Below are 12634 nucleotides of genomic sequence, written 5' to 3'. Positions count from 1 at the left end.
AATTACGACGGCGGCCGGCGTGTTCGTGTCGAACTGCCCCAGTTGTGATCGGTCAGCGCCGCCGGCCGCGTGCTACGTGAGGGTTACTTCCGGCCGCTGAGCTGGAGGACCTGCTTGAAGAGGCCCGAGTGGTCGAGACCGCCGTCGCCCTGGTTGACGGTGGCTGCGACGAGCTGTGCGACGACGGCGCCGAGGGGGACGGCGACGTTGGCTTCGCGGGCTGCGGAGGTGACGATGCCGAGGTCCTTGTGGTGGAGGGCAAGGCGGAAGCCGGGGTCGAAGTTGCGGTCGAGCATCTTCTGGCCCTTCTGGTCCAGGACCTTGGAGCCTGCGAGGCCGCCGCCGAGGACCTTGAGGGCTGCGTCGGTGTCCACGCCGTAGGCCTCGAGGAAGGCGATGGCCTCGCCCAGGACCTCGATGTTGACGGCGACGATCAGCTGGTTGGCTGCCTTGACGGTCTGGCCGGAGCCGGACGGGCCGACGTGGACGACGGTCTTGCCGACGGCGTTGAGGACGTCCTGTGCTGCATCGAAGTCAGCCGCGTCGCCGCCCACCATGATGGAGAGGGCGGCGTCGATGGCGCCCTGCTCGCCGCCGGAAACGGGAGCGTCGAGCGGGCGGATGCCTGCTGCGGCTGCGTCCTCGGACAGGCGCTTGGCCACATCCGGGCGGATGCTGGAAGCGTCAATCCACAAAGTGCCCTTCTTGGCGTTGGCGAAGACGCCGTCCTTGCCGCTGACTACGCCTTCGACATCGGGGGAGTCCGGGACCATGGTGATAACGACGTCGGCGTCCTTGACGGCGTCCGCGATGCTCGTGGCACCCCTGCCGCCTTCGGAGACCAGCTTGTCGATCTTGTCCTGGCTGCGGTTGAAGCCGGTGACGGTGTGGCCGGCCTTGACCAGGTTGATGGCCATGGGCAGGCCCATGATTCCGAGTCCGATGACTGCAACATTGCTCATTGTGGTTCTCTTTCTGAAGTCTGTGGTGATTGAGGAAGCCGGACCCAACTAGGTCGCAGTAGATGTCGTTTTGAGGGCTCTAAACGACATCTGCTGCTATTCAGTTGGGCTAGGGGGGCTACTGGGAGACGCGCTGGCGGATGGCCCAGCTGAAGGCGGTCTCCGCCGGTTCCTTGTATTCGAGGCCGATGTAGCCCTCGTAGCCGAGTTCGCGGCTGCGGGCGATCCATTCGCCGAGGGGAAGCTCTCCGGTTCCGGGAGCCCCGCGGCCGGGGTTGTCGGCGATCTGGATGTGGCCGAAGTCCTTCGCGTGCTTTTCGATGACGGCGGCGACGTCGTCACCGTTCACGGCCAGGTGGTAGAAGTCGGCGAGGAGCTTGATGTTCTCTGCACCTGATTCATCCCTGACCCGGGCGATGACGTTGAGGGCGTCCTGGGCCTTGAGGAGCGGGTACCTGGGGGCGCCGCTGACGGGTTCCAGCAGGACGGTGCCGCCGATGCGGGCGACGCCGGCAGCTGCCGCCGCAAGGTTTTCGGCGCCGATGGCGTCCTGCTTTTCGGCCGATTCGCCTTCAATGCGGTTGCCGTAGAGGGCGTTGAAGGCCTTGCAGCCGAGGCGCTCGCCGATGCCGGCGACAACGTCGATGTTGTCCTGGAATTCGGTGGAGCGTGCGGGCCAGGAGACCAGGCCGCGGTCGCCGCCGGGCATGTTGCCGGCGTTGAAGTTCAGGCCGGTGAGCTGCACGCCAGCGTCGGTGATGGCGTTCTCGAACTCGGTGACCTGGGCGTCGGCGGGGACGGAGGTTTCGAAGGGCCACCAGAATTCGACGGCGTCAAAGCCGGCGGCCTTCGCTGCGGCGGGCCGCTCCAGGAGCGGCAGTTCCGTCAGCAGGATGGAGCAGTTCACTGTGTACGTCATTGTCATGTCCTTGCGTGGTCCGGTGTTCCGTCGGTCTAACAGTAACGTCCGAAGTTATTTCGTATTGTGGAAGTTATATTCTGCTGTATGAAAAGTGTAGGTCCAGTCGGGCGTGGACGTCAACCATTAAGGCCGGGGAAGCGGCGGGGATATGGCGGCTCAAGAGCTGGGGGCGGCGTCGGCTGCGCGCGGGCACAGAAAAACGGGCGGCCCTGGCAGGGCCGCCCGTCCGGTTGTTCGTATTTAGTGCCGCTTGAAAGCGTGCCTGATCTTTTCGCCTGCCTGCTTGAGGTCGGCCCTGACTGCGCGGCCCTTGCCTTCGGCCCTCATGCGGTCGTTGCCACTGATCTCACCGGCGGCTTTCTTTCCCTTGCCGTGAAGCCTCTCCGCGGCGTTGTGGATCCTGTCACCCAAACCCATTGCGGTCCTCCTTGTGGTGCGGCCCGTGCAGCTGGTTGCCGCCATTGCCGCCACTTAAATTGTAGATAGAAATGGCCTTGGCGGGGTGGCCCGGCTGTTCTCAAATCGGCTCCTGCCCGAGATGCTGGCCGGGCGGCGGCTCAGCGTGAGGACTAAGTTGAGGGGCCTTGCCCCGGCCGCCTGCGAGCGGCAACATGGCGGATGCCCAGACCCGCCAGTGCGACGGCCAGGGCCAGGAAGACTGTGGGAAGTGCTCCGCCCTTGGGCCCTAGAGTGGCGGCCAGGATCTGCCTGCCCATCAGCAGCGTCTCCTGCAGGTCGCCCGCCAGTACGCGTGACCCAAGAACGTAGTTCACTGAGATGAAGAGGGCGGGAACCACCCACAACAGGGCAAGGTTCACGAGCCACACCGCGGCCCGCCGCGCCGGTCGAAGCCCGCACCAGGCCAGGGCGCAGCCGACGAGGAGGGCGGGAATCCAGCGAGCACCGGACGGCACTGCGAGGGGGACATTAACGTACCCAACAAAGCCAACAACCCACTCCACCGCCCATGAGGCGAACGGCACGGCCACAAGTCCGCACCCCAACGCGGTCAGTCCCCGGGACTTCGAAGCCAGCAGCAGGAGCGCCACGAGGGCTGCAGCGAGGGATGCAGTCACGCCCGCGAGCAGCCCGCCGAAGTAGAGGCTTGCCATCGTCCCGCCCGTCAGGCCGCCGTCGAGCACTGTGAATGACTGGACGGCCGCCGCGAGCTGGACCGCAAGAAGCCCGGCTGCCGCACACCATGTCGCCAGCCGGCGCCGGGCGGGGAATAGGATGCGCACCGCGAGTCCTGCCGTTGCACCGCCTACGGTCAGGAGCGCAACCATGGTGGTGAGTTCGTATTGGCTCAGTGGCAATAACGAGAAGGGCATCTGCTCCGGCGTGACCTCTGCACCCCACAAGTTCTGCAGAGGGAGCCGCGCTCCGGTCATCAGCCACGGGCCCAGGCCGAGCAATCCTCCCAGGAATCCAATCAGGCACCCCCAGGCTGCGACGCCGGCCCGAGGGTGGCCAGGCCTTGTGCCGGGAGCTGGCTGGGCAGCTGGCTCTCCCGTAGCTTGCTCCGGAAGGGTCATGACAGCTCCTTGCACATGGGGGTTGATGAGGGACTACTCACGCAAAAAACGGTTGGTCCGTCCGAAATAATACACCGACTGGATTAATCGTGGAGTGCTCTAATGCGTCGCCACACAACTGCACATTTTCTCCCATTTAATATCGCTGGAGTATTGACCGCCGTCCTGTCGCACTGATAAACCTTAGGGGCGGAAAGCGCTTTCTTTCCCGCCCGACAAACCCCTCGCGAAATTCACGGGGACGTTTCCGGCAACGAAATGAAACGATACAACCCACTCATGGCGCCGCAGGTTTCCTGCCCGCCAGCATCAAAGGAGATGTTCTTGGCATACCCCGCGAAATGTTCCCCTCAGAGTACGAAAGGCTGCGCGCGGAAGTCTGCGCCACTGGCCGCCGCAGCAACTTTGGCCGCAGCCGCCCTGGCCTTTACCGGGGTTCCCCTGGCCCAGGCCGCTCCAAACCAAACCGAGCCCGACCAGACGGCGGGCGCCGCGGCGGCCCAGCCAGCCCGGTCCGGTACCGCCGGGCTCAAGCGCCAGGTGGAAAGCCTGGACCGCGCCCCGGTGGCGGTGCTCACCGACCAGGGCGTCACGCTGAGCTGGCGGATGCTCGGCCTGGACAAGGACAGCATTGGCTTCCACGTGATCCGCGACGGCGTTCAGCTCACTGTGGACCCCGTCAGGAACAGCACCATGTACGTCGATCCGGCAGGGACGGCGTCGTCCAAGTACGTGATCAAGGCCGTGGGCAACGGAAACGGCCAGGACAAGCTCACCGAAGAGGTTGCGCCGCTGGCCCAGAACTACCTGGCCATCAAGCTGGACAAGCCGGCCGACGGCGTCACCAAGGACGGCAAGCCGTATACCTACTCCGCCAATGACGCCAGCGTGGCCGACCTCGATGGCGACGGCAAATACGAGATCATCCAGGCGTGGGCGCCGTCCAATGCCAAGGACAACTCGCAGTCCGGCTATACCGGCAATGTGTACGTGGACGCCTACAGGATGGACGGCACCAAGCTGTGGCGCATCGACCTCGGCCACAACATCCGCGCCGGCGCGCACTACACGCAGCTGCTGGCCTACGACTTCGACGGCGATGGCCGGGCCGAGCTGTCGATGAAGACCGCGGATGGCACCAAGGACGCCGCCGGCACCGTGATCGGCGATCCGGCTGCGGACTACCGCAACACCGCCGGCTACGTGCTGTCCGGTCCCGAATTCCTCACGGTGTTCCAGGGCGAGACCGGCACAGCCATGGACACCGTGGCCTACGATCCGCCCCGCGGCTCAGTGGCAGCCTGGGGCGACGGCTACGGCAACCGCGTGGACCGCTTCCTCGGAGCGGTGGCGTACCTGGACGGCGAACACCCGTCGATGATGTTCAGCCGCGGCTACTACACGCGCACGGTCCTGGTCACGTACGACCTGCTCAACGGCAAGCTGGTGAAGCGCTGGAAGTTCGATTCCGACGACGCCGGTGCCGAATACAAGGGCCAGGGCAACCACAACCTCTCGGTGGCCGACGTGGACCAGGATGGCAAGGACGAGTTCGTCTTCGGCTCCATGACCATCGACGACGACGGCAAGCCCTTGTACAACACCAAGCTGGGCCACGGTGACGCCATCCACACCGGCGACCTGGATCCGTCCCGCCCGGGCCTGGAAACTTTCGCCGTGCACGAAAGCATGAGCCAGAGCGGCAACCGGGGTGCCACGTTCCGCGACGCCGCCACGGGTGAAGTCCTCTGGAGCATCCCGGCCATCAAGGACACCGGCCGCGGCGCAGCCGGGGACATTGATCCCCGCTACGCCGGCGCTGAGGGCTGGGCCATCGGCGGCACTGCAGCGTGGAACTCGCCGGTGGGCCAGCTGATGTCCGCGAAGGGCGAACTGATCGCGGAGAACATCCCGGCCGCCAACTTCCTGGCCTGGTGGGACGGTGACCTGCTGCGCGAAATCGTGGACCACGATTACGATGCCGCCACCTCCGTCGGCGTGCCCACCGTCTCGAAGTGGAACTGGGAGACGGAAACCAGCGACAGGCTCCTGACCGCCACGGGCGCCAGGACCAACAACACCACGAAGGGCAACCCGTCCCTGCAGGCCGACCTGCTCGGTGACTGGCGCGAGGAGCTTGCGTTCCCGTCCGCGGACAGTACGGAGCTGCGGATCTACACCACCACGGCCGCCACCGAGGTGCGGCTCCGCACCCTCATGCACGACCCGATGTACCGGACCGGCGTAGCGCGTGAAAACGTGGCCTACAACCAGCCCCCGCACCCGAGCTTCTTCATCGGCGAGGGAATGGAGACACCGGCCATGCCGTCAGTCAGGTACGCCGGCACCTCCCAGTAACACCGGACGACGCCGGCACAAGCGTGCCGCCCGCATCCCAACGGATGCGGGCGGCAGGCAGGCAGGGGTTCCGCCCGCGGGCGCGAACGGACACTTGATGGCCGGTCCGCGCCGCAAAATCATCGGCGGAAATAGGCGTCAGCAGGAGTACCCTATGGACCATAAGCATGCTTGCTATCTGAAGGGTGGTTCTCATGAAAACTGTTCCGGCTTTGGGCCTGGCAGCCGCGGCGGTGCTCGCCCTGGCCGCGTGTACGGGTGGCGGTGGACAAAGCCCGTCACCCACCGCCAGTGCAACAACCAGCACAGCGCAGGACAAGGTCTATAGTGAGGATGAGCTCCGCGAGCTCATCTCCGGCAAGTCGGACAAGGACGGCAGTGAGCTGAGGCTCTATTCAAAGGACCAGGTGGAACAGGGCAGCCGCATAGCCGGCTTCCTGATGAGCGCGGCCACCACCGACCCGACGGAGTGCAAGACAATTGCCACGGCCGGCCTGCTGGACACTGTCGAAAGCGGCGACGTGGCGATTGCAATCTCGGAGAGTCAGCAACCCCGCACGTTGTCCGCCCAGTCCGGAAGCGAGGGGCCCGACGCCGTCAGCTTGCTCAATGACGTGAGCGGCAAAATGGCCCAGTGCGAGAGCTTCAAGGTCTCAGTGCTCGGGCAGAGTTACGACGTCGCCAGCAAGGAACTGCAGGCCGAAACCGACGGAGAGAAGACTTTCGCAACGATAAGTACGCGCGGCGGCAACGAGTCTGACATGCTGATGCAGATTTCCGCAGCCCAAGGCCGCCTTCTGGTGGTGGCCACCAAAGGCGGTGCCAATCTTGGCGACGCCGATCAGAAGGAGCTGGAGGACTTGGTCAACAAGGTCCTTGATGAAGCCGAAGGCGGTTCCTCCGGAACGACGACCTCGACGCCGAGCATCACTCCGTCAATGTCCGGAACGCCGACGGGGCCCGCGGAGACGAGTTCCGAGACCAGCACGACAACAGTCACCGTGACCCCGACTGAATCAGAGTCCCCAGCCAGTCCTTCACCGACGGTTACCGGCGCCGGCCAGTAAACCCCTCCACCGTCGGGGCGCAACACGGAAGAGCCAAGGGTGTTGGCCCCTGGCTCAGGTGCGCAAATCCGTAGAGCGGTTCAGATACGCAGATCGGTGAAACGGTCAGCGGATGGTCGCGACGTCGCTCCTTTCCCACTTGGTCCAGTCTGACCAGTTGTTGCCGGCCTTCACCCGGAATGAAACTTCGTGGTACACGCGGTCCTTGCCTTTGTCCTTGTCCACTTTGTCCTTGCTGTGGATTATGACGCGGCCGTCGTGCCTGTCGAAGTTCTCCTTGAACTCGGAACGGCCCAGGAAGTCGTCGCGCCCGTGCCGGTCCTTTTCAAAGCGCTTCTGGCGGATTTCCACGGTCTTCTTGCCGTTGCAGTCCACCTTGATTCTGAAGTCTGCCTTGTTGTTCCTTTCGTCGGTCGGCTTCAGCGGGTCCACGGTACAACCGCGAAGCGACGTTGAAGCGTCAGCCGGCACGGCCAGTGCAACGGGTCCTCCAATAAGACCCAGTGAAACAGCCGATATCAATGCAAAGCGGGTCCCGAGGGGGCGGGACTTAGTTGGTGTGGTTGTGGACATTTCTCTTGCTCCTAAAAAGGATGCGAGTGGATCATTTTCAGGCACGACTGTCCAACCGCGTAACACTCCCCTGTGAAGCGGCAGCCAGTTTTCAACCCATTTTCAAACAGCACTCCCGGTCTCAGCGGGGGCTTGACTCCGGGCGCTGCGCACTGCATTTCGTGGCCCGGTAGTACAATCGTGCGCCTGCTTTTGCCCCAGCGCTAGGGAAGATGTTCCCCTCTTGACGGGATTTTTGCGAGTCATGCAACGCGACCTCACGAGACATAACAAGCGGAAATCTGGTCACTCCAGCGACACAAACCAATAGGCTGAAGGTGCCGCCGGAGCCAAGGAACCGGCGGCCACAGACCTGCAACCCCGAACGAAAGGTGCCGCCATGACCGACCCCAAGGAAGCAGCAACCGACCCCGCCGACCTGATCGGCCCGGGCGACCCCGACGCCGTCGATCAGCAGCCCCACCCGGGCCGGAAAACGGCGAAGAACATCCGGGAAGAACAGCAGACGCAGGCGGGCGGCACCGTCCCGGCATCGTACATTGGCAGCGGCGACCCCGATGCGGAGCACAAACCGGAGGAGGCCGCCGCGGCGGACGGCACCTGGGATGACCAGGTGTAGCACTCCGACGGTTGCCAGGAATCATTTCTTTTCCATCTTGCGGTTAAACAATTCCGCAGTATGGATTTAGCCTGCCGGAAACACGGGGACCATAGCGTTGCCCATGTCCTGAGGCGACCTGCGCGCCTTTTCCCTGTTGATTGGCAGCCCTGATGAAATTTACTCCGACCGCCGTGATGCGCGAAGCAAGCACCACACCGGCGCCCAAGAAGCCGCTCTACAAGTCGCTCTTCTTCCAGATCCTCGTGGCCGTCTGCCTCGGCATCGGGATCGGCCACTTCTGGCCGGACCTCGGCTCGGCCCTGCGGCCGCTGGGCGACGGCTTCATCCAGCTGATCAAAATGATCATTGCTCCGCTGATCTTCCTGGTGATTGTCACGGGAATCTCGGCCGTAGGTGACGTGAAGGCAGTGGGCCGGGTGGGCGTGAAGGCCCTGCTGTACTTCACCGGTGCCACGCTCTTCGCCCTGGTGTTCGGACTGGTGGTGGGCAACATCGTCCAGCCCGGCGCCGGCCTGAACATCGACCCGAACACGCTGTCCCAGGACGCCCTCAACGCCAAGACCGGCACGGCACCGCCCAAGGACGCCGGAGCGTTCCTGCTGGGCATCATCCCCACCAGCGTGGTGGGCGCCTTCGCGTCCAACAGCCTGCTGCAGGTGCTGTGCTTCTCGGTGTTCTTCGGTGCGGCCATCGTGGTGGTGGGCCGTGACCGGTGCCTGCCCGTGGTGAATCTCCTGGAGACGGTGCTGGAGCTGTTCTTCAAGATCATGACCTGGGTGATGCGCGTTGCACCGGTGGGCGCTTTCGGCGCCATGGCGTTCATCATCGGCCAGTACGGCCTGGGTTCGCTGAGCACCTATGCCCTGCTGATCGCCGCCTGCTACGGTGCCGCCATCATCTTCATTGCGCTGCTGTTCGTGGTGGCCTGGGTGTACCCGCGCGTGCCCCTGTGGCAGTTCATCAAGTACAGCCGGGAAGAGTTCCTGCTGGCTCTGGGCACAGCATCCACCGAGTCCGTGCTGCCGCGCATCATGACGAAACTGACCAACGCCGGCTGCTCCCGCGCCACCACCGGACTGGTGGTCCCCACCGGCTATTCGTTCAACCTGGACGGCGCCGCGCTGTACCTGTCCATTTCGCTGCTGTTCCTGGCCCAGGCCTTCGGGCACAACCTTGACCTGGGCCAGCAGCTCGTGGCCCTGGGCATCCTGATGCTCACGTCCAAGGGCATGGCCGGCGTTCCCGGCTCCGCGTTCCTGGCGCTCTCGGCAACTGCCGGCGCCCTGGGCATCTTCCCCGTGGCCGGCGTCGCCCTGCTCCTCGGCGCCGACCGCCTCATGGATTCCATGCGCGTCTCCGTGAACCTGCTTGGGAACTGCGTGGCCACGTTCGTGGTGGCGAAATGGGAAGGCCAGTTCGACCGCGAAGCCATGCTCCGCGCCTTCCGCGGGGAAGATACGCAAGTCACTGAAAGCGAAGTCACTGAAAGCACGACGGCGGCCGGCCCGCCTGAGGGGCCGTCCGCCGTCGTGCCTGCCTACAGTTCCCGGAGCTAGCTGACCACCACAACGCCGTCCGCGTCGGCCACCACGATGTCGCCGGCCGGGACCGAACCTGTACGGCCCGGCTGCTTGTCGGTGCCATCGTTGTGGTGGCCGGGTCCGACGCCGGAACGGGCACCGGGACTACGGAGCCTCAGCCGCCCACTGGCTGAAGCTCCCGGATCCCGGCGTTCAGCGGACGGGCTGGAGTGCCGGGAGATGGTCCCCGATCAGGGCCAGGTTTTGGATCACCGCCAGGCCGAACTGGGCGGCATCGTTGGTGGACACCGTGGGCGCTTCGTCGACGGCGGTGAGGACGTACGGCGGTTTGATCTTCCGCAGGGTGAACGCCGATCCGTGGTTGAGGTGTTCGCCGCCTTCCGCAAAGCTGTCCCAGGCCCGGCGGGCGAGCCCGGAATCCCCGGCGCGGGCCGCCGCGTAGGCGGAAAGCCTGCTGTGGGCCTGCGTCAGGTAGACGCCGTCTAGCGGCTGGCCCACCTCGGCAATCTGCTCCTCCTCCGAGGCCAGGAACAGCTGGCAGTACTGCAGCCAGGCGTGTTCGAACGCAGCATCCGGCACCAGGTCGATGAGCTCGCTGCAGATTTCCACCAGCCCGAACACCGCGGAAAGGTGCGATACCTGGATCCGTTCGCGCCCGGCGTCGAACCTTCCCTTGTCCAGGTCGTACAGCGCCTCTCCCGTGAGGAAGCCGTATTTCAGGGCGCCGATGTCCGCCATGGTACCCAGCAGCCGGTCCCGGGAACGGGGGTTGCCGGTCCGTTCCCAGTCAGCCAGCCAGGTGGCGGCGAGGGATCCCCAGTCGGTGCCGAGCCCCACGCCGAGGGCGCTCCGCTCCGGCCGGTAGGTGGCACTGTCCGGCCGGACCTTCCGGACGGGATCAAGGCCCAGGAAGTTCTGGTCGCTGTCCACGAGTTCGGAGAGCAGGTCGCCGGTGCGTTCGTCCGCCGTGAGGTAGTAGTAGAAGCGCCGGTACGCGGGCGTGCTGATCCGCAGCTGCTTGGCGCTGCAGCCCCAGTGCTGCACGTTGTGCCGGGAACCCAGGCCGCGCCACTCGCCCAGGTGGTAGACGTCCACCTCACCAGTGTGCCGGGTCATCGCCTCCGCGAAACGGAAGACGTCCGCCCGGCCGGACCGCAGGTACATGTACCAGAGCCACAGGTCGGGGGAGAGCTCCGAGTTGTCCCAGGCGTACCCGCCCACGTCGTATCGCCAGACGTGCCGGTCGAAGTCGTACGTGTGCATCACATCGCCGAAGTTCCAGAACCCGTACCAGCGCCGCTGCTCCACCTGGCCGGCGTAGAAGTCGAAGAGGAAGTCCAGCTTGTCCTCCAGCCCGGCGCGCTCCGGCGTGCTGCGGTCCACGGGTGCCCAGTCGCCGAAGACCCTGACCGAGTGAAGGTACTCAGGCGAGGCCTGGAGGAGGGGCGGCGCTGACGATGCCTCCACGTCAGCGGCGAGGGCGCGGGTGTGCGGCGTCGCGTCGTAGGCGAACAGTGTCAGCTCGTGGGTGCGGGCGATGCCGTGGGGGTTGCCGAACCCCGGTTCGTAGTCCTCGTAGGTGATTTCGAGGCCTTCAAGCTGTTCCTCAAAGGTGTCCTGGCCCAGCCCGTCGTGGTAGAAACGCAGGTCCATGGGCTGGGCCTCCGGCGAGTACAGCCAGGCGGTCACTTCCGCCTGTGCGGTGGCGGCGCCGCGGATGTCCAGCTGGACCGGGTGGGACTGCCAGAAGTTGCGGACGCCGACGCCGAAGCCGCCGCGGGTGTCGCTGAGTGAACAGAATCCCTCGGCCCGGGTGCCGCCGGAGATTCCCACCCAGCCGTGGCCCTCGCCGGTCCGCTTGCGGAGCTCGAAGCCGTCCGCGCTCAGCTGGCTCAGGGTGAAGTCGTTCCAGGCCGGGATCAGGTGCAGCCGCTTGGACACCAGCTCGCTCCACTCCTCCAGCGGCGGGGTGGGCTTTCCCTCGATCTGGGCGCGGCGGACAGCCTCGCCCGGGTCGCGGCGCAGGCCGGTCAGTCCGCGCACCGCCTCGGTGAGAAAACCGCCGTCGGCCCCTGCGATGCGCACATGCCGGTCGTGCAGCTGGCCCTCCAGCGGCACCGAGAAACGGACGCCGAGGCCGGCGAGGAAGTCACGCTCCGGCTCGCCGTCCCAGATGAACGAGTGGACCATCCGCACGCTGCGGGCGCCGGCGTGGAAGTAGAAGCGGACCACGAACGGCAGCCAGCTGCGGCCGTCGCCGGCGTGGGTGTCCGGCCGGTGCGAGCCTTCCAGTCGCATGACTGCGCGGACAGGACCGCGTTGTTCAATGACGACGGCGGTCACCTCGCCGGTGAACGGTTCCCGGCTGACGCTGCCGGGGCCGTCGTGGACGCCGTCCTGGAGCAGGCTGACCAGCTTGCCGTCACGGGCCACGGGCACGCCGCCGCGGGAAAGGGTGGTGAACAGGGTTGAGCTGCTGCGGCTGATGACCATTTCCAGCGCGCCGGTGGACACCGTGACGGAGTCTTCCGCTTCCGTCACTTCGATGTGGGGTGAGGGCTCAACCTTCGGTGCGGCTTCCGCCTCCGGCGAGGCGCCGCCGTCGTACGTTACGTTGTAGTGCGCGGAGGGCGCGTCGGTTGCCGGCAGGGCGATGCCGGCCCACTTAAGCGAGCCGTCCGGCCATGTTGCCAGCGGCCATGCCTGGGAGGGGACGGCCCGGCCGGCTTCGTCGGACACTGAGATCCCGCCGACGCCGGCCAGGGAGCCGCGGGCGAAGGGCATGCCCCAGGTGGTGCCGCCGGAAAGCGCGGCCGGAGCCCCGCCGTCGAGCCAGTTGAGCGTTGTTTCGATCATCGCTTGGTATCTCCTTCGACACGCGTGAGGCAGTAAATTACAGGCACGTCCGGTTCGCGCAAAGTTCGTTGTATCGTTTCAAAAATGGATCGGCAACCCGGCCGTGGCGTTTGGTGTGGTGATGGCTGGGCGCGTCCCGGAAACCGCTTTCCCATCATTTCTAACAGTCGGGGACGGGGTAAGTCAACGAGTCTGTGA

General features: G+C 65.5%; 10 protein-coding genes. 4 read left to right on the top strand and 6 right to left on the bottom strand.

Annotated features, from left to right (window positions below):
• Window positions 1-83: 83 nt before the first annotated feature.
• The 4 genes from J7I79_RS01675 to J7I79_RS01660 form a co-directional block, all read right to left on the bottom strand.
• On the bottom strand, window positions 84-962 hold the full coding sequence (locus J7I79_RS01675) for a 2-hydroxy-3-oxopropionate reductase (protein ID WP_214949415.1): 879 nt from the start codon (window positions 960-962) through the stop codon (window positions 84-86).
• Window positions 963-1080: 118 nt separating this feature from the next.
• Window positions 1081-1881 carry a hydroxypyruvate isomerase family protein gene (locus J7I79_RS01670; RefSeq protein ID WP_214949407.1) on the bottom strand — a complete coding sequence of 267 codons (801 nt, stop codon included), beginning with the start codon at window positions 1879-1881 and terminating at the stop codon, window positions 1081-1083.
• A gap of 243 nt (window positions 1882-2124) precedes the next feature.
• Complete coding sequence (locus J7I79_RS01665; RefSeq protein ID WP_214949405.1) at window positions 2125-2301, bottom strand: CsbD family protein; 177 nt, start codon at window positions 2299-2301, stop codon at window positions 2125-2127.
• 152 nt (window positions 2302-2453) lie between these two features.
• On the bottom strand, window positions 2454-3419 hold the full coding sequence (locus J7I79_RS01660) for a hypothetical protein (protein WP_251042256.1): 966 nt from the start codon (window positions 3417-3419) through the stop codon (window positions 2454-2456).
• 318 nt (window positions 3420-3737) lie between these two features.
• On the opposite strand from J7I79_RS01660, the gene J7I79_RS01655 reads away from it, so the two are divergent.
• Together J7I79_RS01655 and J7I79_RS01650 are read left to right on the top strand one after the other, a co-directional pair.
• Window positions 3738-5777 carry a rhamnogalacturonan lyase gene (locus tag J7I79_RS01655; RefSeq protein WP_396020146.1) on the top strand — a complete coding sequence of 680 codons (2040 nt, stop codon included), beginning with the start codon at window positions 3738-3740 and terminating at the stop codon, window positions 5775-5777.
• Between the two features lie 194 nt (window positions 5778-5971).
• On the top strand, window positions 5972-6844 hold the full coding sequence (locus J7I79_RS01650; RefSeq protein ID WP_214949403.1) for a hypothetical protein: 873 nt from the start codon (window positions 5972-5974) through the stop codon (window positions 6842-6844).
• Window positions 6845-6949: 105 nt separating this feature from the next.
• On the opposite strand, the gene J7I79_RS01645 is transcribed toward J7I79_RS01650, so the two are convergent.
• Window positions 6950-7276, bottom strand: coding sequence for a hypothetical protein (locus J7I79_RS01645; protein WP_214949395.1), 327 nt, complete (start codon window positions 7274-7276; stop codon window positions 6950-6952).
• A 520-nt stretch (window positions 7277-7796) separates the two neighbouring features.
• Here J7I79_RS01645 and J7I79_RS01640 point away from each other — a divergent pair.
• Together J7I79_RS01640 and J7I79_RS01635 are read left to right on the top strand one after the other, a co-directional pair.
• Window positions 7797-8036: a hypothetical protein gene (locus J7I79_RS01640; protein WP_214949393.1), complete on the top strand. Its 240-nt coding sequence runs from the start codon at window positions 7797-7799 to the stop codon at window positions 8034-8036.
• Between the two features lie 152 nt (window positions 8037-8188).
• A complete protein-coding gene (locus J7I79_RS01635; protein ID WP_214949391.1) occupies window positions 8189-9595 on the top strand; it encodes a cation:dicarboxylate symporter family transporter in 1407 nt (468 codons plus the stop codon).
• A 177-nt stretch (window positions 9596-9772) separates the two neighbouring features.
• Here J7I79_RS01635 and J7I79_RS01630 read toward each other — a convergent pair whose 3' ends face one another.
• The gene (locus J7I79_RS01630) at window positions 9773-12436 is read right to left on the bottom strand and encodes a Tat pathway signal sequence domain protein (protein ID WP_214949389.1); all 2664 of its coding nucleotides are present in this window, start codon (window positions 12434-12436) and stop codon (window positions 9773-9775) included.
• Between the last annotated feature and the right edge of the window lie 198 nt (window positions 12437-12634).

Origin of the sequence: Arthrobacter sp. ISL-69 (genome assembly GCF_018613775.1) — a bacterium.
Classification (GTDB): domain Bacteria; phylum Actinomycetota; class Actinomycetes; order Actinomycetales; family Micrococcaceae; genus Arthrobacter.
Note: the sequence above shows the minus strand (reverse complement) of the source record. Positions and strands in the feature narration are given on the sequence as shown.

Bases quoted from the DNA above. Each gene is read 5' to 3' on its own strand.
- J7I79_RS01675 (WP_214949415.1), bottom strand. From the start codon at position 962: ATGAGCAATGTTGCAGTCATCGGACTCGGAATCATGGGCCTGCCCATG.
- J7I79_RS01670 (WP_214949407.1), bottom strand. From the start codon at position 1,881: ATGACGTACACAGTGAACTGCTCCATCCTGCTGACGGAACTGCCGCTC.
- J7I79_RS01665 (WP_214949405.1), bottom strand. From the start codon at position 2,301: ATGGGTTTGGGTGACAGGATCCACAACGCCGCGGAGAGGCTTCACGGC.
- J7I79_RS01660 (WP_251042256.1), bottom strand. From the start codon at position 3,419: ATGACCCTTCCGGAGCAAGCTACGGGAGAGCCAGCTGCCCAGCCAGCT.
- J7I79_RS01655 (WP_396020146.1), top strand. From the start codon at position 3,738: ATGTTCTTGGCATACCCCGCGAAATGTTCCCCTCAGAGTACGAAAGGC.
- J7I79_RS01650 (WP_214949403.1), top strand. From the start codon at position 5,972: ATGAAAACTGTTCCGGCTTTGGGCCTGGCAGCCGCGGCGGTGCTCGCC.
- J7I79_RS01640 (WP_214949393.1), top strand. From the start codon at position 7,797: ATGACCGACCCCAAGGAAGCAGCAACCGACCCCGCCGACCTGATCGGC.
- J7I79_RS01635 (WP_214949391.1), top strand. From the start codon at position 8,189: ATGAAATTTACTCCGACCGCCGTGATGCGCGAAGCAAGCACCACACCG.
- J7I79_RS01630 (WP_214949389.1), bottom strand. From the start codon at position 12,436: ATGATCGAAACAACGCTCAACTGGCTCGACGGCGGGGCTCCGGCCGCG.